Raw genomic sequence first — 22,592 nt, 5'->3', positions numbered from 1 at the left:
ACAAAAAAGCCCCGCCGAAGCGGGGCTTTTCTCTTACTGGTCCAGGAACGAGCGCATCTTGCGCGATCGGCTGGGGTGCTTGAGCTTCCTCAGCGCCTTGGCTTCGATCTGGCGGATGCGTTCGCGGGTGACCGAGAACTGCTGGCCGACTTCCTCGAGGGTGTGGTCGGTGTTCATGCCGATGCCGAAGCGCATGCGCAGCACGCGCTCTTCACGCGGGGTGAGCGAGGCGAGGACGCGGGTGACCGTTTCCTTGAGGTTCGCCTGGATCGCCGCGTCGACCGGGATGATCGCGTTCTTGTCCTCGATGAAGTCGCCGAGGTGCGAATCCTCCTCGTCGCCGATCGGCGTTTCGAGGGAGATCGGCTCCTTGGCGATCTTCATCACCTTGCGCACCTTTTCGAGCGGCATGCTCAGGCGCTCGGCCATTTCCTCGGGCGTGGGCTCGCGGCCCTGCTCGTGGAGGAACTGGCGGCTCGTGCGGACCAGCTTGTTGATCGTCTCGATCATGTGGACCGGGATACGGATCGTGCGGGCCTGGTCGGCGATCGAGCGGGTGATCGCCTGACGGATCCACCAGGTGGCATAGGTCGAGAACTTGTAGCCGCGGCGGTACTCGAACTTGTCGACGGCCTTCATCAGGCCGATGTTGCCCTCCTGGATGAGATCCAGGAACTGCAGGCCGCGGTTCGTGTACTTCTTGGCGATCGAGATCACGAGGCGCAGGTTCGCCTCGACCATTTCCTTCTTGGCGATGCGCGCCTCGCGCTCCGCCTTCTGGACCATGTTGACGATGCGGCGGAACTCGGGAAGCGCCATGCCGGTGGCGGCGGCGATGTCGGCGACTTCCGAGCGGATGCGCTCGACGGCGTCGGTTTCAGCCTCGGCGAAGGCGGCCCACTTCTTGTCCTTCTTCGCCATTTCGGGCAGCCACGAATCGTCCAGCTCGCGGCCCACGTAGGTCTCGAGGAAGTCGGTACGCTTGACCTTGTGACGCTCTGCCAGGCGGAGCATCTGGCCGCCCAGCGTGGTGAGCCGGCGGTTGAAGGCGTAGAGGTTGTCGACCAGGTATTCGATCTTGGTCGCGTGGAACTTCACCGATTCGACCTGCGCGGTGAGGTCTTCGCGAAGCTGCTGGTACTTCTCTTCCTTGGCGGCCGGGAAGTCGATGCCCAGCGCCAGCGCTTCGAGACGCTCGTTCTGGAGCTTCTCGAACGCCTGGAACAGGTCGGTGATGAGGATGAACTTCTCGAGCGCCTCGGGCTTCAGCGCGGCTTCCATCTGCGCGAGGCTGAGGGTGTTGTCTTCCTCGTCCTCTTCCTCGGCGCGCTTGGTGACCGGGTTGCCGTCCTCGTCGACCTCGTCGGCGGATTCCTCCTCGACGTCGTCTTCTTCCTTGAAGGAAGGACCGGCGGTCTTCTCGCTGATCTCGCCGTCGTCGTCGCCTTCGCCGTCCTCGTTGAGGGCTTCGGGGGCGGGTTCCTTGGACAGCATGGCGTCGAGATCGAGGATCTCGCGCAGCTGCATTTCACCGGCGTTGAGCGCTTCGGACCACTGGATGATGGCGTGGAAGGTGATCGGGCTTTCGCACAGGCCCAGGATCATCATGTCCCGGCCCGCTTCGATGCGCTTGGCGATGGCGATTTCGCCCTCGCGGCTGAGCAGTTCGACCGCGCCCATCTCGCGCAGGTACATGCGCACCGGATCGTCGGTACGCTCGATGGTTTCCTTCTTCTTCGCGGCGTCGACCATGACGCGCGGGGAAACATCGTCGCCCTCGGCGTCGGCGTCGTCCGCCTCGCGGTCGTCGTCCTGCTCCTTGTCGGCGTCCTCGTCGCTCTCGACGATGTTGACACCCATCTCGGAGATGGCCGCCATGATGTCCTCGATCTGCTCGGAAGACATCTGGTCCTGCGGAAGGGCCTCGTTGAGCTCGTCATAGGTGATCACCCCGCGACGCTTGGCGCGGGCGATCAGCTTCTTGATTGACCCCTCGTTGAGGTCGATCAGTGGCGCATCGGTGCCGTCGTTGGTGTCGCCGGTGTTGTCGTTCTTGCTCATTCTTCCGCCGTTATCCCGTGTGCCTTCGTATGATTATAATTCACGAAGACGCATGTCTGGTCGCCATTTGCCTGAGGCGACTGTCAAATTCCAGCTTTCTCTCGCGTAGCCGCTGCTGCTCCGCGAAAGTTTCCTCGGTGAACTCCCGTTCATGCCGTTCGGTGGCGCGTTTCAGAGCCGCTTCGAGCAAGGGTCGCTCTATCAAAAGCTGGATGGCCTGCGTCAGTTCCTCGGCCGATTTCTCCGGGTCGCCCTGCGCTTCGAGGAAGCTGAAGGGAAAATCGGAATATTCGGAAGAACGAGGAGGTTCCGCGCCGTTTGCTCGTAATATGGTCTCAAGCGCCGCGCTTTCAAGCGGGGCGCTGGCATGGCAGCAGTCGATCAGCACTTCGAACCGCGCATCGAGCCCCGGCGTGCGGGCCAGCGCCTCGGCATGGCGGACCAGGAGGGCGGGCCAGCGGATCAGACCGGCGATGACCGCTGCGGACAGGCCGTCGCGGGTGCCGCCCGGCGCATAGCGCGCGTTGAGGCGGCTGAGCGATTCGGGCGTGGAAGGGGCAGGGGTGGGCTTGCCGTTCCATTTGCCGCGCGGGCCTCCCGCTTGCCGTCCCTGCTGGAAGCCGCCGCCGCTCCCGCCCGCGCCTTGCTGCCAGCGGCTCTCGCGCTTGGGGAAGGCGAAGCCGGAATAGCGGTCCTGCAGCTCGCGGCGGTAGAGGCTGGCGATGTCGGGGTTCTGGATCGTCTCGACATGCGCCATCAGCCGCGCCTTGAGGCCGGCCTTGTCCTCGGGGGTGGAGAGAGGCACGGCGTCGCGCTCGGCCTCCCACAGCACCTCGACGAGGCTCTTGGGCTCGGACAGCAGCGCTTCCATGGCGCGGGCGCCCTGGGCCTTGATGAGGTCGTCGGGGTCGAGGCCCTCGGGCAGCCGCACGATGCGCAGCGAGTGGGCGGGGCGCAGCAGCGGCAGGGCGCGGGTGATCGCGCGCATCGCGGCGCGCTGGCCGGCCTTGTCGCCGTCGAAGCACAGGATCGGCGTCTCGACATGGCGCCAGAGCATCTCGATCTGGTGCTCGGTGAGCGCGGTGCCGAGCGGTGCGACGCACTCGGCGATCCCGGCGGCGGCCATGGCGACGACGTCCATGTAGCCCTCGACCACCACCATCCGCCCCGACTGGCGCGCGGCGGGCGCCGCGCGGTGCAGGTTGTAGAGCGTGCGCCCCTTGTCGAAGAGCGGCGTATCCGGCGAATTCAGGTATTTCGGCGCATCGGTCTTGTCCTTGGCGAGGATACGTCCGCCGAAGGCGATGACCCGGCCGCGTGCATCCTCGATCGGGAGCATCAGGCGGGCGCGGAAACGGTCGTAGGGGTCGCGCCCTTCCACTTCGATGCGCAGGCCCGCCTCGATCAGCATGGCCTCCGGGAAGCGGGAGAGGGCCTGTTTGAGCGACTGCCGCCCCTCGGGCGCATAGCCGAAGCCGAAGCGCTGGACCGTGTGCGCGTCGAAGCCGCGCGTGCCGAGGTAGGTGCGGCCCAGGTCGCCTTCGGGGGCGCCAAGGTTCGCCTTGAACCACTCCTGCGCGGCGGCCATCACGTCGTGGAGGGAATCTCGCTTTTCGGCGGCCTTTGCCGCCTGCGGATCGGGTGCGGGCACGTCCATCCCGGCCTCGGCGGCCAGTTCCTTGACGGCGTCCATGAAGGCGAGGCCCTGATGGTCCGTCATCCACCGTATGGCGTCGCCGTGCGCGCCGCAGCCGAAGCAGTGGTAGAAACCCTTCTCGTCGTTGACGTAGAAGCTAGGGGAGTTCTCGTTGTGGAATGGGCAGCAGGCCCTGTGCTCACGCCCCGCCTTCTGGAGGCGCACCGAGCGGCCGACCACGGCGGAGAGCGTGGTGCGCGAGCGGAGCTGGTCGAGCCATTGGGGGGTTAGCACGGAGCCTGCCGCCTTCTTCCCGTCAGGCCAGCGCCGCCTTCACCCACCCGCTCGCCTTGCCCATGTCGAGTTCGCTGCCGTGGCGGGCCTTCAACTCGGCGATGACCTTGCCCATGTCCTTCATGCCGGTGGCGCCAACCTCGGCCTTGATCGCCTCGATCACCGCCTTGGTGTCTTCCTCGGAGAGCTGGGCGGGGAGGAACTCCTCGATCACCACCAGTTCTGCCTGTTCCTCGGCTGCCTTCTCGGGGCGGCCGCCCTGTTCGAACAGCTGGATCGATTCGCGGCGCTGCTTCACCATCTTCTGGAGAACGTCGATCACGAGCGCGTCGTCGTCGGGCGCGGCGGCGGCGGTGCGCAGTTCGATGTCGCGGTCCTTGATCTTGGCGAGGATGAGGCGGACGGCGGCCAGGCGCTGCTTCTCCCCGGCCTTCATCGCGGAGATCTGGGCGGCCTTGATCGAATCACGAAGCATTGTCTTTATGGTATCCTGACTGGTGTTGCGGGTGCTCGCTGGCGCAAATGCCTCTGCAAAACTAGCAGGGCGCAGCCCATTTTGCACCTCCGCGCCTTGACGCGGTGGACAACCCTCTCTAGCGGCAGCTTCTTAGCACACAACGTCAGAAAACGCCTGCAACGGAGCGACCCATCATGGCCGACGCCGCATCTTCGCTTGCGCCCAAACCTGAAGGGGCGACCGGCGTGCTCGTCCTCAGCGACGGGCACGTAGTCTGGGGCCGTGGCTTCGGCCATGTCGGTGAATCCGTGGGAGAAGTCTGCTTCAACACGTCGATGACCGGCTACCAGGAAGTCATGACCGACCCGTCCTATGCGGGCCAGATCGTCACTTTCACTTTCCCGCACATCGGCAACGTCGGCGTGAACGAGGAAGATCTCGAGTCGAAGGTCGACGGCGCCGTCGGCTGCGTCGTCCGCGAGGACGTGACGCTGGCCTCCAGCTTCCGCTCGGCGGGCGAGTTCGGCCAGTGGCTGGCGGACAAGGGCAAGGTCGGCATCTCGGGCGTAGACACCCGCGCGCTGACCCGCCGCATCCGCATGGCCGGCGCGCCCAACGCGGTGATCGCCCACGATCCCGACGGCAACTTCGACATTCCCGCGCTCATCAAGCGGGCGCAGGACTGGCCGGGCCTCGAAGGCATGGACCTCGCCAAGATCGTCAGCCGCGAGATCCAGGAGGGCTGGGAAGGCTCGACCTGGACGCTGGGCACCGGCTACGGCCGCAGCCCGCGCGATGAGCGCCCGCACGTCGTCGCCATCGACTACGGCGCCAAGGACAACATTTTCCGCAACCTCGTGAAGGCGGGCGCGCGGGTCACCGTGGTTCCGGCCGAAGCGACGCTGGATACGATCCTCGCGCTCGAGCCTGCCGGCGTGTTCCTGTCGAACGGCCCGGGCGACCCGGCCGCGACCGGCAAGTACGCGGTGCCGGTGATCCAGGCGCTGATGGAGCGCGACGTGCCGGTCTTCGGCATCTGCCTCGGCCACCAGATGCTCGGCCTTGCCGCCGGCGCGACCACCAGCAAGATGCACCAGGGCCACCGCGGCGCCAACCATCCGGTCAAGCGCCTCGGCGACGGCGTGGTCGAGATCACCTCGATGAACCACGGCTTCGCGGTCGACAACAAGACGCTCCCCGACACCATCGAGGAAACCCACGTCTCGCTGTTCGACGGCTCGAACTGCGGCATCGCGATCAAGGGCAAGCGCGCCTTCGGCGTCCAGTACCACCCCGAGGCGAGCCCCGGCCCGCAGGACAGTTTCTACCTGTTCGACAAGTTCGTGGGGATGCTGGGTTGATGGCGGCTCGGGTCATGGCTCCTGAGGCGGCATCCGTGTTGTCCCCCGCATCGGCGATCATTGCCGATGCGGTCCATGGAGCTTTCGACCCGGCCACCCGGATTGCCTATGCACTCGGGCACCTGACAACCGCAAAAGGTGCTTGAAGAATGCCCGACCTGATCGACCACATGCTCGCCTACTACATCGCCGGCCCGGCCTCCGACCTCTCGGTCGCGCCGCGCTTCTACCCTTACGGCGAGTTGCAGCTCATCTTCGACGACAAGGTTTCCGTCGCCGTGCGCAAGTTCGGCATGAAGGTGCGCAAGCACTCCAAGGAAGCCGGCAAGGCCTTCATCGACCTGATGATCGAGAAGGGCGCCTGGTCGACCAAGGAAGGCGAGTACGGCGGCTCGATGCACCAGTTCCAGGCGGACCGCTTCCGGGAAGTGATCCGCGAGGAACAGAAGACCAACCCGATAATCGTGCAAGCCAACACGCAAGGACCAGAGTACTGGGACAAGGCGTTCGGCAATCTGGTGGCCTAGGCCGCCGGACCGATCTAAAAAGACTTACAGGATACCCCAGGACAGCCCATGCCCAAGCGTACCGACATCTCCTCCATCCTCGTCATCGGCGCCGGCCCGATCATCATCGGCCAGGCCTGCGAATTCGACTATTCGGGGACCCAGGCGATCAAGGCGCTGAAGGAGGAAGGCTACCGCGTCGTCCTGGTGAACTCCAACCCGGCAACGATCATGACCGACCCGGACATGGCCGACGCCACCTATGTCGAGCCGATCACGCCCGAGATCGTCGCCCGCATCATCGAGAAGGAGCGCCCCGATGCGGTGCTCCCGACGATGGGCGGGCAGACGGCGCTGAACTGTGCGCTGGCGCTGTTCAACGACGGCACTCTGGAGAAGTATGGCGTCCAAATGATCGGCGCCGACGCCGACGCCATCGACAAGGCCGAGGATCGCCAGCGCTTCCGCGACGCGATGGACAAGATCGGCCTCGCGTCGGCACGTTCGGGCGTCGCCCATACGCTCGACGAGGCGTTCAAGGTGCTGGAGCGTACCGGCCTGCCCTCGATCATCCGCCCCAGCTTCACGATGGGCGGCACCGGCGGCGGCATCGCCTACAACAAGGCCGAGTTCGAGGCGATCGTGCGCTCGGGCCTCGACGCTTCCCCGACCACCGAGGTCCTCATCGAGGAATCGCTGCTCGGCTGGAAGGAGTACGAGATGGAAGTCGTGCGCGACCGCCACGACAACTGCATCATCATCTGCTCGATCGAGAACGTCGATCCGATGGGCGTCCATACGGGCGACTCGATCACCGTCGCCCCGGCGCTGACGCTGACCGACAAGGAATACCAGATCATGCGCACCGCCTCGATCGAGGTGCTGCGCGAGATCGGCGTCGAGACCGGCGGTTCGAACGTCCAGTTCGCGGTGAACCCCAAGGACGGCCGCCTGATCGTCATCGAGATGAACCCGCGCGTCTCGCGCTCGTCGGCGCTCGCCTCCAAGGCCACCGGCTTCCCGATCGCGCGCGTCGCCGCCAAGCTGGCGGTGGGCTACACGCTCGACGAGATCATGAACGAGATCACCGGCGCCACCCCGGCGGCGTTCGAGCCGACCATCGACTACGTGGTCACCAAGATTCCGCGTTTCGCCTTCGAGAAGTTCAAGGGCGCCAAGAACGACCTCACTACCGCGATGAAGTCGGTCGGCGAAGTCATGGCGATCGGCCGCAACTTCAAGGAATCGATGCAGAAGGCGCTGCGCGGCCTGGAAACCGGGCTCGACGGCTTCAACCGCGTGCCCGCGCTCGAAGGGGCAGGGCGCGACGTCATCACCGCGGCGCTCTCCAAGGCGACGCCGGAGCGCATCCTCCATGCGGCGCAGGCCTTCCGCGAGGGCTTCACCGTGGAGGAAATCCACGCGATCACTCACTACGACAAGTGGTTCTTGCGGCACATCGAAGAGATCATCGCAGAAGAAGCGAAGATCATGAAGGACGGCCTTCCGATCGACGCCCAAGGCCTGCGCCGCCTCAAGGCAATGGGCTTCTCGGACAAGCGCCTCGCCACGCTGGCGGTGCGCTCGGTCGGCGTTGCGGGTGGTCTGGGCGAGACCCAGGCCAAGCGCTCGGGGCTGCTGCACGATGCGCTGCGCGCCATGGCCGGCGCCACCAGCGAGAAGGAAGTGCGCCAGCTGCGCCGCAAGCTCGGCGTCTTCCCGGTGTTCAAGCGCATCGACAGCTGCGCCGCCGAGTTCGAGGCGATCACGCCCTACATGTACTCGACCTACGAGGCTCCGTTCTTCGGTGAGCCCGAGGACGAGGCCATGCCCTCCGACCGCCGCAAGATCGTGATCCTCGGCGGCGGTCCCAACCGCATCGGCCAGGGCATCGAGTTCGACTACTGCTGCGTCCACGCCTGCTTCGCCCTGTCCGAGGCCGGCTACGAGACGATCATGGTCAACTGTAACCCCGAGACCGTCTCGACCGACTACGACACCTCGGACCGCCTCTATTTCGAGCCGTTGACCGCCGAGGACGTGCTGGAAATCCTGCGCGTCGAGCAGCAGAATGGCGAACTCGTCGGCGTCATCGTCCAGTTCGGCGGACAGACCCCGCTCAAGCTGGCGCAGGCGCTGGAGGACGAGGGCATCCCGATCCTCGGCACCTCGCCCGACGCGATCGACCTCGCCGAGGACCGCGAGCGCTTCTCCGCGCTGGTCGACAAGCTCGGCCTCAAGCAGCCGGCCAACGGCATCGCCCGCAGCCGCGACGAGGCGGTGAACGTCGCCAATCGCATCGGCTACCCGGTGCTGATGCGCCCCAGCTACGTGCTCGGCGGCCGCGCGATGGAAATCGTCGACAGCGAACAGCAGCTCGACGACTACATCACCACCGCCGTGCAGGTCTCGGGCGACAGCCCGGTGCTCATCGACCAGTACCTGCGCGATGCGATCGAGTGCGACGTCGATGCCCTGTGCGACGGCGAGCAGGTTGTCGTCGCCGGCGTCATGCAGCACATCGAGGAAGCGGGCATCCACTCGGGCGACAGCGCCTGCAGCCTGCCGCCCTACAGCCTTTCGCCCGAAATCATCGCCGAGATGGAACGCCAGGCCGAAGCGCTCGCCTTCGGGCTCAGCGTGCGCGGCCTGATGAACATCCAGTTCGCGGTGAAGGACGGGGAGGTCTACCTCATCGAGGTGAACCCGCGCGCCTCGCGCACGGTGCCCTTCGTCGCCAAGGCGCTCGGCCAGCCGGTCGCCAAGATCGCCAGCCGCGTCATGGCGGGCGAGATGCTGTCCGCCTTCCCCCCGTTCAAGCGCGAGCTGGATTACGTCGCGGTCAAGGAAGCGGTGTTCCCCTTCGCGCGCTTCCCGGGCGTCGATCCGGTGCTCAGCCCGGAGATGAAGTCCACGGGCGAAGTCATGGGCATCGATGCCGATTTCCCCACCGCCTTCGCGAAGGCGCAGCTGGGCGCGGGCATCAGGCTGCCGACCGAAGGCACCGTCTTCGTCTCGGTGAAGAACAGCGACAAGCCGATGATCCTGCCTGCGATCCGCACGCTCATCGAGCAGGGCTTCCGCATCATCGCCACCTCGGGCACGCAGAAGTACCTTGCCGACGCCGGCCTGCCCGTCGAAGTGGTGAACAAGGTCGCGGAAGGGCGTCCGCATATCGTCGACAAGATCGTCGACGGCGAGATTGCGCTGATCTTCAACACCACCGAAGGCTGGCAGAGCCTCAAGGACTCGACCTCGATCCGCGCTTCGGCGCTCACGGGCAAGGTCTCGATCTTCACCACGGCCGCCGCCAGCGTGGCCGCCAGTGAAGCGATTGCGACGATTCGTGGCAGCCAACTTGAAGTGCGTTCGTTGCAAGACTACTATAGCTGAAATCGATCTCGCCTCCCCACATCGCTGCAGATCGGCCCTGACCCAACCGGCCAAAAGCCGGCGGGTCGGGACAGGAGACTAGTCTCCGGCAAGGTCGATCGAGGGTGGGGCGGCAGCAGGAGGAAATACGTTAGAATGGCCAGTATCGAAAAGCTGCCGATGCTCGCGGAAGGCTACGAGCGGATGACCGCCGATCTCAAGGCGCTTCGCGACGAGCGCCCGCTGATCGTGGACGCCATCGAGGAAGCGCGCGCCCACGGCGACCTTTCCGAAAATGCCGAGTACCATGCCGCCAAGGAGCGCCAGGGCCAGGTCGAGGCGACCATCGCCGACCTCGAGGACAAGATCAGCCGCGCGCAGATCATCGATCCCGCGACCCTCTCGGGCGACAAGATCATCTTCGGTGCCACCATCACCCTGCTCGACGATGACGACAAGCCGGTGAAGTACCAGATCGTCGGGCCCTACGAGGCCGACGCCCGGGTCGGCCGCATCAGCTACAACTCGCCGCTGGGCAAGGCGCTGATCGGCCGCAAGGCCGAGGAAGAGGTCGAAGTGACCGTTCCCTCGGGCGACAAGTGCTACCTCGTCCAGAAGATCGAGTTCATCTGAGCCGATCTTCAAGGGACAACAAAAAAGGCCGGCAGCGATGCCGGCCTTTTTTGTTTGTCTGCGCCTTTGCAGCTCAGTCCTCGGTGAGGCCGGGCTCGAGCAGGCGGTGAAGGTGAACGATCACGTACTTCATTTCCGCATCGTCGACGGTGCGCTGGGCGTTCGACTTCCAGGCTTCCTGCGCGGAAGCGAAGTCGGGATAGACGCCCACGAGGTCGAGCGCATCGAGATCGGTGAATTCCAGGCTGCGCGGGTCCTTGACCCGGCCGCCCATGACGAGGTGAAGCTTCTGCATGGGAGAGGGCCGCTTTCCTGTATGGGAGAAGCGGCCCCTATAATTTTAGCGAGGTTGCATCGCAAGTGCGGATCGCCCTTGCGATGCGGAGTTTATCTGGTGATGCAAGGCATTATCAGCGCAGCCAATCAACGACGTGATTTCGCCCGCTTCCGGACATCTTCGGCCAGATGGACGACCTTTTCGGAACGTTCCGCCGCAGCTTCGCCGAGCAGTTGGGCCTTTTCCGCTGCGGCATCGCCGATGCGGTGGGCTGCGTCAGCCGCGACATCGCCAAACCGGCTCGCGCGCTTTGCGGTCGCCTTCCCCAGCGCGCTTGCGGCGGCGAGCGCAGCGATCCCGTACTTCTCCAGACTGTGGACCGCGACATCGCCGACCTTTTCCGCCTTGTGGGCGAACACCGAAGCCTGCTTGCGCGCGCCGACGCCCACGTCATGGGCCTTTTCGCCCGCCTGCTTGCCGAACACGACGCCCGCCGCGCCCGCAGCTTCGGCCAGATCGACGGCCTTGCCGAGAAATTTGCGGCTCGTCCTGCGCGGGATCAGCGCGCTCACGGCCACGCCGACGGCGATACCACCGGCAACCGTGAGCACGGGATGACGCTTCACGAAGGCGATGACCTTATCGGAGGGTCGCTCCTCAGCGGTCTTGGCGGGGAGAGTGACGACATTCGTGCCGCCGGTACCCTTGGCGGCCGCAGCCCTAGGTTTGCCGGTGCTCTTGGGTGTAGTCTGATCGGTCGTGCTCACCGGACGGCTCCTTATTTCGAGCCCGGATCGAAGGTGTCCTTGATCCAGGCGATGAGGGGATTTCTGACGAACCAAAGCACCAGCGCGGCCAAGGTTCCGCCGATCGCGGCGGGATGTTCCTCGACCACGGCGACGGCCTCGTCGAACACGAGCTTGGCCTGTTCCATCGCTTCGTCCGCGATGCGTCCTCCGATGCCGCGCTCCGCGACGTCGGCCTTGAAGGCACTGTAATGCCCGTCGAACCGTTGGCGCGCGGCATCCCGCGCGATACGGTCGGCCATGACCTGGGCTGCCAGCCTGTTCATTGCCCCCTGCGTCCTCTCACGTCCTGGTTCCGGTCCCGGCGATGGCCATCATGCGTTTGACCCGGGCCCTGGCGCTGAGCGCGGCGAACACCGCAATGGCAAGGAGGCCGATCGTCACCGCCGCCATCGCGCCCCACGGGCCAAGTATCGGCCCGAGCGCTATCACTGTCCCGACGACCAGCGCCATGACCGCGAAAAACACCACGACCATGCCGACCACGAGCAGGACCGCGATGGTCTTGACTTCGCCGCCGACGAAGGCCGCGCGGGATTTCTGGAACGCAAGCTCGGTCTGCGCCAAGGCCTTGGCCTCGTCGGCCAGTTGGCGCAGATCCTGCGCCAGCGAAAGATCGGTGAATTCCTCGCCCGTGGGGGCGAGGTATGTGTCCGTGTCCTGCATTGTCGTCGTCACGCGGGGGCGGGGGCCCTCACTTGCCTCTGAACAGGCGCGCGAGGACGAAGCCGACGCCCACGGCGATACCGACTGCCGTGCCCGGGCTCTTGCGGACGAATTCGCGCGCATCGTCACCCAGGTCCTCGAGCGACTTCTCGTCGAGCTTGGCGGCCGCGTCGTTCAGCGACTTCGAGGCGGCGCGGGCATAGTCGCCGTACTTGGCGCCCACCTTTTCGTCGATCAGGGCGGCGTTGTCGTCGATCAGCCTGGAAACGCCAACGATCGCCTGGCTGGTCTTGGCCTTGCCTTCGACCGCATATTCCGCAGCCTTCACCTTGGCGTCGGCGGCGAAGGTGCTGGCCTTGTCCTTGGCTTCCTCGGAGCGGACCTTGGCTTCGCTGGTCCATTCGCCCTTGGCCTGGCTCAGCTTGTCCTTGTATTCGCCGGCCAGCGCCTGGGCACCGGCCTTCGCCTCTTCGACGGCCTTCGAGAAGTGATTCTTGGCGCTTTCGGTGCCGTTTCCGGCGGAGATGGTGGGATCGACCATGATGGTATTCCTTCCTTTTCTACCCTTGGCGCGGGGGTGCTGCCCTTATAGGCGATATGAGGACATAGTAACACAATTTGCGCGACGATATTGCTGCAACGCAACTTGCCACGCGAAGTTCCCCTGCTAAGACCGCCGCAAACGGCGCGGCCGGCGCGCCGACAGGAGGAGAACCGCCCAATGACCGCGATCATCGACATCCACGGCCGCGAAATTCTCGACAGCCGTGGCAACCCCACCGTCGAAGTGGACGTACTCCTCGAAGACGGCAGCTTCGGCCGCGCCGCCGTTCCCTCGGGCGCGTCGACCGGCGCGCACGAAGCCGTCGAGCTGCGTGACGGCGACAAGAGCCGCTACCTCGGCAAGGGCGTGCTCAAGGCGGTCGACGCCGTGAACGGCGAGATCGCCGAGGCCCTCGTCGGCCTCGACGCCGAAGACCAGCGCGACCTCGACCTCGCCATGATCGAGCTGGACGGCACGCCCAACAAGGCGCGCCTCGGCGCCAACGCGATCCTCGGCGTCAGCATGGCCGCCGCCAAGGCCGCCGCCAATGCCCGCGGTCTGCCGCTCTACTCCTACGTCGGCGGCGTTTCGGCGCATGTCCTGCCGGTGCCGATGATGAACATCATCAACGGCGGCGAGCATGCCGACAACCCGATCGACTTCCAGGAATTCATGATCATGCCGGTCGGCGCCGACTCGCTCTACGAGGCGGTGCGCTGGGGTGCGGAGATCTTCCACACGCTCAAGAAGGGCCTGCACGAGAAGGGCCTGGCGACGGCCGTGGGCGACGAGGGCGGCTTCGCGCCGAACCTCGCCAGCACCCGCGCCGCGCTTGATTTCGTCATGGAATCGATCGAGAAGGCCGGCTTCAAGCCCGGCGCCGACATCCAGCTCGCGCTCGACTGCGCCTCGACCGAGTTCTTCAGGAACGGCAAGTACGAGATCAGTGGCGAGGGCCTGAGCCTCTCGCCGGTCGCGTTTGCCGACTACCTTGCCGACCTGACCGAAGCCTATCCGATCATCTCGATCGAGGACGGCATGAGCGAGGACGATTTCGAGGGCTGGAAGGCGCTGACCGACAAGATCGGCCACAAGGTCCAGCTGGTCGGCGACGATCTGTTCGTGACCAACCCCAAGCGCCTGACCATGGGCATCGAGAAGGGCCTCGCCAACTCGCTGCTCGTCAAGGTCAACCAGATCGGCACCCTGACCGAAACGCTGGAAGCCGTGTCGATCGCCAACCGCAATGGCTACACCGCCGTCATGTCGCACCGCTCGGGCGAGACCGAGGACGCGACGATCGCCGACCTCGCGGTCGCCACCAACTGCGGCCAGATCAAGACCGGCTCGCTCGCCCGTTCGGACCGGCTCGCCAAGTACAACCAGCTCATCCGCATCGAGGAAGAACTGGGCAAGGCGGCGCGTTATGCCGGCCGCAGCGCGTTCGGCCGCCTCGGCGCCTGATCGCAGGTATCCGTCGTTGCGGGGGCCTCGCGGCCCACGCGATGACGCTGGATGAGCAAACGGCCGTCCTGCGCCCAGCCGCGCATGGACGGCCGAATTGTATCGCGGGTGACCGGCGCCTGCGGAGGCCCGGCCACCCGCTCACCCCCGCAGCGCTGCGCCGGACCTCCTCCCATGGGGCGAAGAGGGCTGATGGCCCGGCGGTGCCCGTCAGCGGGACTGGACGATTTCCTTCGCGGAATCGTCCAGCCGCACGATCGAGCGGGATGCGGAGGCGAAGTATTCGAGCATGGCGGCATAGCCGCGTGCGCTCAGCTTGACGTAGACGCGCCGGGCGTCCCCGGGATCGGCCTCGCGCATCAGGAGGCCCTGCTTTTCAAGTATGGCAATCCAGCGCAGCGCGGTGGTCGACGGGACGGCCGAGCCGATGCACGCGCTGGTCACCGAGACGCGGCGGCGCTCCTTGGCGGCGATGAACAGGTCGAGCAGGATGTCCCACGCAGGCTCGCCGAACAGGTCTTCCGAGCGGAAGATCTTGGTGCGCCGGCGCCGGTCCTCGTATGTCTGGCGGGCGAGTTCGACCCAGATCGGGTGGTCCTGGCTCGCCGTGACCTTGCCGCCTTCGTCCGGCCCGCTGGCGAGCGAATTGAGGATGGTGGAAGGGCTCTCGCCGATTTCCAGTTCGCGGGCCATGGCCAGAAGTTCGTTGGCTATGCCGATCAGCCGGATGGCCTTGGCCCGATTGCGCATCAACTGGTCCGTGTTCTCCATCGAATAGGGTCACCAGTTGCAGGCCGCGCGACTTCATCAGCGGAAGTGTATCGCGCGGCGATTATTCCCAATGTTGCGAGAAAAGCCGCGACGACCGTTGAGTATTAACCCGATCGAGTTCGCCCATCTGCTTCGTCCGCCACGGATACAACCATAGGCAGTCATCCGCATTGGCGTCTTGCGTAGCCTAATCCGTATTGGATGCATCGCGCGAGAGACCGAACTCCCGGCACAACGCTTCGATGGCGGCTTCGAGATGGGCGGCGGCCATCAGGGCTCCGATCGATTCGATTTCCAGCAGCCGCGCCTGCAGTTCCGTCACCAGCGACTTCGCAATTCCGTCCGTGTTCACCCAAGCGTACTCCATCGGCAGCGGGGGCTTGCCCCGATCCCGGACCCGATCCTCGAGCCTTGGTTAGCGACCCCACCATTTTTGCATGGTGTTGGTTGTCAAAGAGACACCTCCATTTCAGATCAAAATCGGAGGTTCTTGCACAGCGACTACACGAAGACGGACAATTGGAAACCGGGGATTCGCGAATGTCCCAGTTATGAGCAATCCATGGGCTTTGGTTTACGCCAGGAGGAATTGCAGGGAGGTGAACGAATTACGTAAATTCGTTCATAAATTCGCACCTATAAGTAAAGATACTTATATGCTCGCGTCGAAGCGGGCAAGGATAGTGTCATCCAGCCGGATCTGCGTGCCTTGGGCAAGGTCCGCGACCTGTTCGGTGCCGGTCGCACTGGCGAGGGGCGCGGCGACTGCGGGCCGCGTGTTCAGCCAGGCGAGGGCGACCTGCGCAGGAGCGGCTCCCAGTTCGCGGGCCACCTCGCGCAGGGCGGCAAGGATGTCCCATCCGCCGTCCGCTGCCGCCTTGTCGAGTCCCCGGGCGCGGTCCGAACCGGCCCAGTCGTCCGCCGCGCGGTATTTGCCCGAGAGGAAACCCGAGGCGAGGCCGTAGTACGGCAGCACCGCGATGCTCCGGGCCGCGCACAGGTCCTGCAGCGGACCTTCGAAGCTGTCGCGGGCGACGAGGTTGTAAAGAGGCTGGAGCACCGTGAACGGCTGCGCGCCCAGCCGGTCGGCGGCATCCAGCACCCCGGCGAGCCGCTCGGCGGTATAGTTGGAGGCGCCGATCTCGCGCGCCTTGCCCGACCGGAACGCCGCGCCGTAAGCATCGGCGACCTCGTCGAGCGGCGTCTCGGCGTCGTCGCGGTGGGCATAATAGAGGTCGACGTAATCGGTGCGCAGCCGTTCGAGCGAACCTTCCAGGGCAGGCGCCACGACGTCCGGCCGCAGGACGCCGGGGCCGCCGCCCTGGCCGGTCTTGGTGCCCACGCGCATGTCGGCGCGCACGCCCCGGCTTTCCATCCATTCGCCGATGATCGCCTCGGATTCGCCGCCCTTGTTGCCGGGCACCCAGTTCGAATAGCCCTCGGCGGTGTCGATCATCCGGCCTCCCGCCTCGAAGAAGGCGTCGAGCACGGCGAAGCTGCGATCCCGGTCGATCGTCCAGCCGAAGACATTGCCGCCCAGCACGAGCGGGATGCCGGCAATGGCGGGATGATCGACCGGGCTCGTTTCAGTCATCAAATGCTCCTCAGGCAAACTTGTCCTTCAGTCCGTAGAGAGCGAGGGCGGCCTTCGCAGCCTCGCCGCCCTTGTCCTTGCGGGCCGGATCGGCGCGTTCGAGCGCCTGCGCCTCGTTCTCCACGGTAAGGATGCCATTGCCGATGGCAATGCCGTCCATGGTCAGCGCCATGACCCCGCGGGCACTTTCGCCCGCAACGATCTCGAAATGATAGGTCTCGCCGCGGATGACGACGCCCAGCGCGACGTAACCGTCATAGTCGCCGGTCGCGTCGGCGAGCGAGATCGCCGCCGGGATCTCCAGCGCGCCCGGCACGGTGACGACCTCGGCCTTGTGCCCGGCCGCCTTGAGCGCGGCCTTGGCGCCGGCGATCAGCATGTCGTTGAGAGCGTCGTAGAAGCGGGCTTCGACGATGAGGAAACGGGCCATGTCAGTTCGATCCTTCAGTGGTGTCGACGATGGGACGTTCGCCGACGATATTGAGCCCATAGCCTTCCAGCGCGACAAGGGAATGGTGCGTGTTGGTCAAAAGGATCATGTCGTGGACACCGAGTTCGGCCAGGATCTGCGCGCCCACGCCGTAGTCGCGCAGTTCCTCGAGGTCGGGGGTGCCGCCGTTGCGGAACTCCTGCTTGATGTCCATCACCCGCGACAGCAGCTTGTTCATCGGCCGGTTGATGACGACGATGACGCCCGAGCCTTCCTCGGCGATCATGTTCATCGAGCGCTGGAGCATGTCGGTGCGGTCGCCGGTGTCCTCGCCGAAGATGTCGGCGAAGAAGGACAGCGTGTGCATACGCACCAGCGTCGGCTTCGAGGGATCGATGCGGCCCTTCACCAGCGCGACGGTCTCGTCGCCGGTCGCGCGGTTGAAGTAGGAGCGCGCAACCCAGTCGCCGCCGTTGCGCGAGTGGAACGGCAGTTCGTTGCGCTTCTCGATCATGCGGTCGTGGCGGCGGCGGTAGGCGATGAGGTCGCGGATGGTGCCGATCTTGAGGTCGTGCAGGCGCGCGAAGCCGACCAGGTCGTCCATGCGCGCCATGGTGCCGTCCTCCTTCATGATCTCGCAGATCACGCCCGAGGGGTTGAGGCCTGCAAGGCGGGAGATGTCGACTGCCGCCTCGGTGTGGCCGGCGCGCACGAGGACGCCGCCGTCGCGGGCGCGCAGGGGGAAGACGTGGCCGGGCGTGACGATGTCGTCGCGGGTCTTGGAGCCGTCGATGGCGACCGAGATGGTGCGGGCGCGGTCGCCCGCCGAGATGCCGGTGGTGACGCCCTCGCGCGCCTCGATCGAGACGGTGAAGGCGGTTTCGTGCCGGGTGCCGTTGTTGCGGCTCATCAGGTTGAGGCCAAGTTCGTCGACGCGGGCGGTGGCCAGCGCGAGGCAGATCAGGCCGCGCCCGTGGGTCGCCATGAAGTTCACGGCGGCGGGCGTCGCCATCTGCGCGGGGATGATGAGGTCGCCCTCGTTCTCGCGGTCCTCGTCGTCGACGAGGATGAACATGCGGCCGTTGCGCGCCTCGTCGATGATTTCCTCGATCGGCACGAGCATGTCGCGGTCGTCGTTGGCGAAGAGGACGCGCTCGAGCTTGCCGAGGGTTTCGGCGGTGGGGTTCCAGTCGGGCTCGGTGCAGTCGCGCAGGGTATTGGCGTGGAGGCCGGCGGCGCGGGCGAGGCCGGCCTTGCTCATGCCGCCGTCGTTTACGAGCTTGCGGATCTTTTCGATCACATCGGTAGCCATTGGAATGTCCAATCTCACATTATGATGTGATGCGGATAAGATTGGATCACATTGAAATCAAGAGCCGTTGAATTGCGGCGATCTTTTTTCGAGGAACGCGGCAACGGCTTCCTCGTGATCCGCCGTGGCGTGCGCCGCGGCCTGCATGGCCGAGGCCATTTCCAGCAGGGTCGCAAGGTCCGCGCGGCGGCCTTCCCACAGCAGGCGCCTGGTCATGCGCACCGCGTGGCGCGGGTTGGCGGCGATGCGGCGGGCGAGGGTACGGGCGGCATCCAGAAGCTCGGCGTCAGGCACGACGCGGCTGACGAGACCGCAGGCAAGCGCCTCCGCAGCGTCGATCGGGTCGCCGGTCAGCGCCATCTCGGCGGCCTTCGACCAGCCGATCACGCGCGGCAGCAGCCACGAACCGCCGTCGCCCGCGATCAGGCCGAGCTTGACGAAGCTCTCCGCGAACTTCGCGCTCTCGCCGGCGATGCGCAGGTCGCACATGCAGGTGAGATCGCAGCCCGCGCCCATCGCGGCGCCGTTCACCGCCGCGATCACCGGCACTTCGAGCGCGGCGAAGGCGAGCGGCAGGCGCTGGATGCCGCGCTTGTAGGCGAGGCGGGTGGCAGCCGGGGAGCCGGCGTTGAGATTGCCGCCGGGTTTCATTTCCTTGATGTTGCCGCCCGAGGAGAAGCCCTTGCCGGCGCCGGTCAGGATCGCGACGCGCGCCGCCGGGTCGGCATCGAGGCGGGTGAGGGCGGCTGTCAGGGCCTCGACCATCTCGGGGTCGGAGATCGGGTTGCGCAGGTCCGGGCGGTTGAGGGTGAGGAGGACGATGCCTTCCTCGTCGATCTCGTAGAGTACCGCCTCGTCCATTGGTCGTCTCCGCTGTCTTCGTGGGTGCTTGTTGAAGCCTGCCGCCGATCCTGTCGAGGCTGCCGTTGCTCGACCCTGCCTGTTGGGCAGGATGGGGAGGGGGCGCCGACGCAGGGGTGGCGGAGGTGCCACTATCCGTTTTCCTACAGCCGGCGGACCGCGGTATTTTCAGCTTATGACCCTGACCGAGGCCCCTGTCCGAACCCCGCTTTTCATCCCACTGTGCGCCCGACGCAAGGCGACACTTTTCGCGTCACAAGGCGACAGGTGTCACTCACAAGGCGACACTTTTCCAGCGCAAAGCGACATTTTTTCGGCACAAGGCGACACATTCCGGGCCTCCGGGGCAGTTTGCCCCCTGGACCGTGTAAACCGTGTAAACCTGTGTCGCCTTGCAGCGTGTCTGGCTCAGGCGTCCTGCTTCTTGGCCGCGCTCATCATCTTGGTGATGTCGACCTGGCCGGTGGCGAGGCCGCCCATGAAACCGCCGTCGACGGGCAGCACCACGCCGTTGACCACGCCCGCGAGGTCCGAGTTGATCAGCACCAGCGGTCCGGCCTGCTCCTCGGCGGTGGTGTAGCGGCCGAGCGGCTCGGCGGCGGCGTCGACGACGTCCTTGCCCGAGGTGGCATGGAAGGTCGCCATCATCGGGGTCTGCGTGGGCGAGGGCAGCGAGCAGTTGATGCGGATGCCCTTCTTGATGAGCTGCGCGCCCATGAACTGGGTCCAGACGATCACCGCCTCCTTCGAGAAAGCGTAACCCTCGGCGACCTGGTCGAGGTTGGCTTCCGCCCATTCAAGGCCGGCCTGGAAGCCCTGCGTCGCGAGAAGCTGCATGTGCACGGGGATGCGGCGGCTCCAGCCGAGGCCGCCGGTCGAGGCGATCGAGACGATCGCGCCCTTGTCGCCCATCAGCGGGACGACCTGCTCGGTAAGATGGCGAGTGCCGAGGAAGTTGACCTTCATCGTGTCCATCGGCGGGAAACCGCCGCCGCCGGGAAGCCCTGCGCAGTTGAACAGCGCGTCGACCTTGCCGCCGACACCGGCGACCGCCGCCTCGATGGTCGCAGGGTCGCGCAGGTCGATCTGCGTGAACGAGGCCATCGGCACCGCGCTTTCCTTGAAGTCGAAGCCGTGGACTTCGGCACCCAGCGAGACCAGCAGCTTTGCCGTCGCCTCGCCCATGCCCGAGAAGCAGCCGCTGACGATGACGCGCTTGCCCTTGTAGCCGAGAACATCACTCATATTGTGGTCCTTCCTCTCTCGGGCGCGGCACGGGTTGGCGCCGGCCCCCTGATTTGTTGCGCCGTAGCTAGGCCGCCTGTGGCCTGCGCATCAACCGCCCCGCCGGGTCATCGCAGGCACGATGAGCCATACCGCCCCATTTCCGTCACCCCCGCCTTCGCGGGGGCGACGGGTTGGGGAGGGGAGGTATCCATGACCCTACAGCTTGGGCATCGGTGCCGCTGCGTCCTTTGCACGCTTGCCCAGCACCTCGCGCGCCTTGGCGCGGATGTAGGCGTGGATCTGGCGGATCTCGGTATCGCTCAGCATGTCGAAACGCGGCATCCCCCGCTCGATCAGTGGGCCCGACTTGAGCAGTTCGGTGAACCCGGCGAGGTCGAGCGCGATACCCGACTCCCTGAGGTCCGGCCCTGGCGTGCCCGTCGATTGCAGGCCGACGCCGTGGCAGGCGGCGCAGCGCACCGACAGGTCGCGCCCGGCAGCGATGTCCGCCTCGTCAAGCTTGAGGTTGGGGTCGTCGAGCGCGGCGATCTCGAAGGTCGCGGGCTCGCCGGGCGGCAGCGTCGCCTTGCCGTCCAGCGTGAACGTCAGAATCCGCCGCATCTGGCGGCCGTACTTCCAGCCCACGTCCATGAACTTGCCGTAAGCCGCCGTGGTGCCGCCATAGCCGACGAGGATCGAGACATATTGCCGCCCGCCCACCGCATAGCTGATCGGCGCGCCGACGATGCCGAGCTGCGCGTCGAACGACCACAGGGGCTTGCCGCTGCGCGCGTCCCACGCCTTGAACGCGCCTTCCGCCGTGCCCTGGAAGACGAGGTCGCCCGCCGTCGTCAGGGTGCCGCCGTTCCAGAGGTTGGCATGGCGCACTTCCCAGACCTTCTTCTGGACGACCGGGTCCCAGGCGACGAGGTAGCCGTGCCCGTCGCCCTCGCGCTCGGTGATGGGCTCCAGATGCAGGCCCATGACGTTGAAGGCGTTCTCCGACCCGTCGGTGCGCGAGAAGCGGGCGCCGATCTGCTGGACCGGGATGTAGACGAGGCCGGTCTGCGGGTTGAAGCTCATCGGCTGCCAGTTGTGGCCGCCGACGGTGCCGGGCCACATCCTGGTCAGCCCGGTCTCGTAGCGGATGTTCGGGTTCTCGAGCGGCCTGCCGGTCCTCGGGTCGATGCCCTTCGCCCACTCGACCAGTGTGGTCATGCCGGGGGTGTTGAGCAGCTTTCCGGTATTGGGGTCGAGCACGTAGAAGAAGCCATTGGTCGGCGCATGCATGAGGACACGGCGCGGCTTGCCGTCGATCGACAGGGTGCCGAGCACCATGTTGGGCGTCGACTTGTAGTCCCAGCTGTCGCGCGGGTTCTCCTGGTAGTGCCACAGGTAGCGTCCGGTATCGGCATCAAGCGCGACGATCGAGGTGGTGTAGAGGTTGTCGCCCTTGCTGCCGGGATCGCGCTTGTCGGGGTCGTATGGCCCGGCGTTGCCGACGCCGATGTAGATGCGGTTGGTCGCGGCGTCGTAGGTCATGCCGTTCCATACGGTGCCGCCGCCGCCGGTGGCCTTCCAGAACTCCGGCCCCCAGGTCTTCGCCGCCTGCTCCATCGCGGGGTCGCCGGCGTTCTGCTCGGGCGAGCCGGGTGTCGTGTGAAAGCGCCAGAGCTGCCTGCCGCTCACCGCGTCGTAGGCGGTAACGAAGCCGCGTGCGCCGAAGTCCGCGCCGCCGTTGCCGATGATCACCTTGCCGCCCATCACCCGCGGCGCGCCGGTGGAGATGTTGAGGGCGCCCTTGGGCACGCTCTCGATCACCCACAGTTCCTTGCCGGTCCGGGCGTCGAGCGCGAACAGCCGTCCGTCGAGCGCCGCGGCGAAGACGCGCCCCACGCCGTCCGCGCCGCGCTCGAACGCCATGCCGCGGTTGGCGCCGAAGGAGAAGAACATCTTCTCGGGGTGGTGCTTCCACACTTCCGGGTCGTAGGTCCACAGCAGCTTGCCGGTCGCGGCCTCGACCGCGTAGACCTTTGCGTAGGAGCCGGTGAAGTAGATCGTGCCGTCTACTTCAAGCGGGGTTGCCTCCAGCGTCACCTCGTCCGGCAGGTCGAGCGACCAAGCGAGACCGAGGCGGGAGACGTTGCCGGCGTCCACCTGTGTCAGGCGCGAATAACCGCTCTCGTCGAAGGCGCCGCCGACGGCGGTCCAGTGGTCCCCCGCGCCAGCCTCGGCAAAGGACGAACCCGCGCCGGTTACAGCCGGCGAAGCCAGCGCGAGCGCGACGATGGCGAGCGCGGATGCAAGGCTGCGCATGGTG

21 protein-coding genes are annotated in these 22,592 nt (G+C 66.0%); 5 read left to right on the top strand and 16 right to left on the bottom strand.

Annotated elements, in window-relative coordinates:
* Positions 1-33 precede the first annotated feature (33 nt).
* The 3 genes from rpoD to AC07M9_RS08025 are packed head-to-tail and all read right to left on the bottom strand — an operon-like array spanning position 34 to position 4,466.
* Positions 34-2,061 carry an RNA polymerase sigma factor RpoD gene (gene rpoD, locus AC07M9_RS08035; RefSeq protein ID WP_494882802.1) on the bottom strand — a complete coding sequence of 676 codons (2,028 nt, stop codon included), beginning with the start codon at positions 2,059-2,061 and terminating at the stop codon, positions 34-36.
* 40 nt (positions 2,062-2,101) lie between these two features.
* On the bottom strand, positions 2,102-3,991 hold the full coding sequence (dnaG, locus tag AC07M9_RS08030) for a DNA primase (RefSeq protein WP_494882800.1): 1,890 nt from the start codon (positions 3,989-3,991) through the stop codon (positions 2,102-2,104).
* A gap of 22 nt (positions 3,992-4,013) precedes the next feature.
* On the bottom strand, positions 4,014-4,466 hold the full coding sequence (locus tag AC07M9_RS08025) for a GatB/YqeY domain-containing protein (RefSeq protein ID WP_494882798.1): 453 nt from the start codon (positions 4,464-4,466) through the stop codon (positions 4,014-4,016).
* Positions 4,467-4,642: 176 nt separating this feature from the next.
* On the opposite strand from AC07M9_RS08025, the gene carA reads away from it, so the two are divergent.
* The 4 genes from carA to greA all read left to right on the top strand — a co-directional run bounded on the left by carA (position 4,643) and on the right by greA (position 10,320).
* Positions 4,643-5,809, top strand: coding sequence for a glutamine-hydrolyzing carbamoyl-phosphate synthase small subunit (gene carA, locus AC07M9_RS08020; protein WP_494882796.1), 1,167 nt, complete (start codon positions 4,643-4,645; stop codon positions 5,807-5,809).
* Positions 5,810-5,958: 149 nt separating this feature from the next.
* Entirely contained in the window at positions 5,959-6,336 is a 378-nt protein-coding gene (locus tag AC07M9_RS08015) for a hypothetical protein (RefSeq protein ID WP_494882794.1), read from the top strand.
* Between the two features lie 48 nt (positions 6,337-6,384).
* Entirely contained in the window at positions 6,385-9,708 is a 3,324-nt protein-coding gene (gene carB / locus AC07M9_RS08010) for a carbamoyl-phosphate synthase large subunit (RefSeq protein ID WP_494882792.1), read from the top strand.
* 135 nt (positions 9,709-9,843) lie between these two features.
* The gene (greA, locus tag AC07M9_RS08005; RefSeq protein ID WP_494882790.1) at positions 9,844-10,320 is read left to right on the top strand and encodes a transcription elongation factor GreA; all 477 of its coding nucleotides are present in this window, start codon (positions 9,844-9,846) and stop codon (positions 10,318-10,320) included.
* Between the two features lie 73 nt (positions 10,321-10,393).
* On the opposite strand, the gene AC07M9_RS08000 is transcribed toward greA, so the two are convergent.
* The 5 genes from AC07M9_RS08000 to AC07M9_RS07980 all read right to left on the bottom strand — a co-directional run bounded on the left by AC07M9_RS08000 (position 10,394) and on the right by AC07M9_RS07980 (position 12,610).
* A complete protein-coding gene (locus tag AC07M9_RS08000) occupies positions 10,394-10,615 on the bottom strand; it encodes a DUF4170 domain-containing protein (RefSeq protein ID WP_494882788.1) in 222 nt (73 codons plus the stop codon).
* 128 nt (positions 10,616-10,743) lie between these two features.
* Complete coding sequence (locus tag AC07M9_RS07995) at positions 10,744-11,364, bottom strand: hypothetical protein (RefSeq protein WP_494882786.1); 621 nt, start codon at positions 11,362-11,364, stop codon at positions 10,744-10,746.
* Between the two features lie 11 nt (positions 11,365-11,375).
* Positions 11,376-11,669 carry a hypothetical protein gene (locus tag AC07M9_RS07990; protein ID WP_494882784.1) on the bottom strand — a complete coding sequence of 98 codons (294 nt, stop codon included), beginning with the start codon at positions 11,667-11,669 and terminating at the stop codon, positions 11,376-11,378.
* A 16-nt stretch (positions 11,670-11,685) separates the two neighbouring features.
* Positions 11,686-12,069, bottom strand: a complete 384-nt coding sequence (locus tag AC07M9_RS07985) for a phage holin family protein (RefSeq protein ID WP_494882782.1) — start codon at positions 12,067-12,069, stop codon at positions 11,686-11,688.
* Between the two features lie 28 nt (positions 12,070-12,097).
* Positions 12,098-12,610, bottom strand: coding sequence for a hypothetical protein (locus AC07M9_RS07980; protein WP_494882780.1), 513 nt, complete (start codon positions 12,608-12,610; stop codon positions 12,098-12,100).
* A gap of 180 nt (positions 12,611-12,790) precedes the next feature.
* Between AC07M9_RS07980 and eno the strand changes: the two genes are divergently transcribed.
* Positions 12,791-14,077, top strand: a complete 1,287-nt coding sequence (eno, locus tag AC07M9_RS07975; protein ID WP_494882779.1) for a phosphopyruvate hydratase — start codon at positions 12,791-12,793, stop codon at positions 14,075-14,077.
* Between the two features lie 210 nt (positions 14,078-14,287).
* On the opposite strand, the gene AC07M9_RS07970 is transcribed toward eno, so the two are convergent.
* From AC07M9_RS07970 to AC07M9_RS07935, 8 genes are all read right to left on the bottom strand, one after another.
* Positions 14,288-14,848, bottom strand: coding sequence for a MarR family transcriptional regulator (locus AC07M9_RS07970; protein ID WP_494882777.1), 561 nt, complete (start codon positions 14,846-14,848; stop codon positions 14,288-14,290).
* Positions 14,849-15,035: 187 nt separating this feature from the next.
* Positions 15,036-15,200, bottom strand: coding sequence for a hypothetical protein (locus tag AC07M9_RS07965; protein ID WP_494882775.1), 165 nt, complete (start codon positions 15,198-15,200; stop codon positions 15,036-15,038).
* 300 nt (positions 15,201-15,500) lie between these two features.
* The gene (locus tag AC07M9_RS07960) at positions 15,501-16,442 is read right to left on the bottom strand and encodes an aldo/keto reductase (RefSeq protein ID WP_494882773.1); all 942 of its coding nucleotides are present in this window, start codon (positions 16,440-16,442) and stop codon (positions 15,501-15,503) included.
* A gap of 10 nt (positions 16,443-16,452) precedes the next feature.
* Complete coding sequence (gene ribH / locus AC07M9_RS07955) at positions 16,453-16,872, bottom strand: 6,7-dimethyl-8-ribityllumazine synthase (protein ID WP_494882771.1); 420 nt, start codon at positions 16,870-16,872, stop codon at positions 16,453-16,455.
* Between the two features lies 1 nt (position 16,873).
* Positions 16,874-18,184, bottom strand: coding sequence for a 3,4-dihydroxy-2-butanone-4-phosphate synthase (gene ribB, locus AC07M9_RS07950; RefSeq protein ID WP_494882770.1), 1,311 nt, complete (start codon positions 18,182-18,184; stop codon positions 16,874-16,876).
* A 57-nt stretch (positions 18,185-18,241) separates the two neighbouring features.
* A complete protein-coding gene (locus tag AC07M9_RS07945; protein WP_494882769.1) occupies positions 18,242-19,045 on the bottom strand; it encodes a crotonase/enoyl-CoA hydratase family protein in 804 nt (267 codons plus the stop codon).
* A 408-nt stretch (positions 19,046-19,453) separates the two neighbouring features.
* Entirely contained in the window at positions 19,454-20,290 is an 837-nt protein-coding gene (locus tag AC07M9_RS07940) for a coniferyl-alcohol dehydrogenase (protein WP_007686419.1), read from the bottom strand.
* A gap of 198 nt (positions 20,291-20,488) precedes the next feature.
* Entirely contained in the window at positions 20,489-22,588 is a 2,100-nt protein-coding gene (locus AC07M9_RS07935; protein WP_494882767.1) for a PQQ-dependent dehydrogenase, methanol/ethanol family, read from the bottom strand.
* Positions 22,589-22,592 lie beyond the last annotated feature (4 nt).

This window comes from Novosphingobium sp. GW821-FHT09E05 (assembly GCF_059416165.1).
This window is presented reverse-complemented; position numbering and strand designations above follow the sequence as displayed.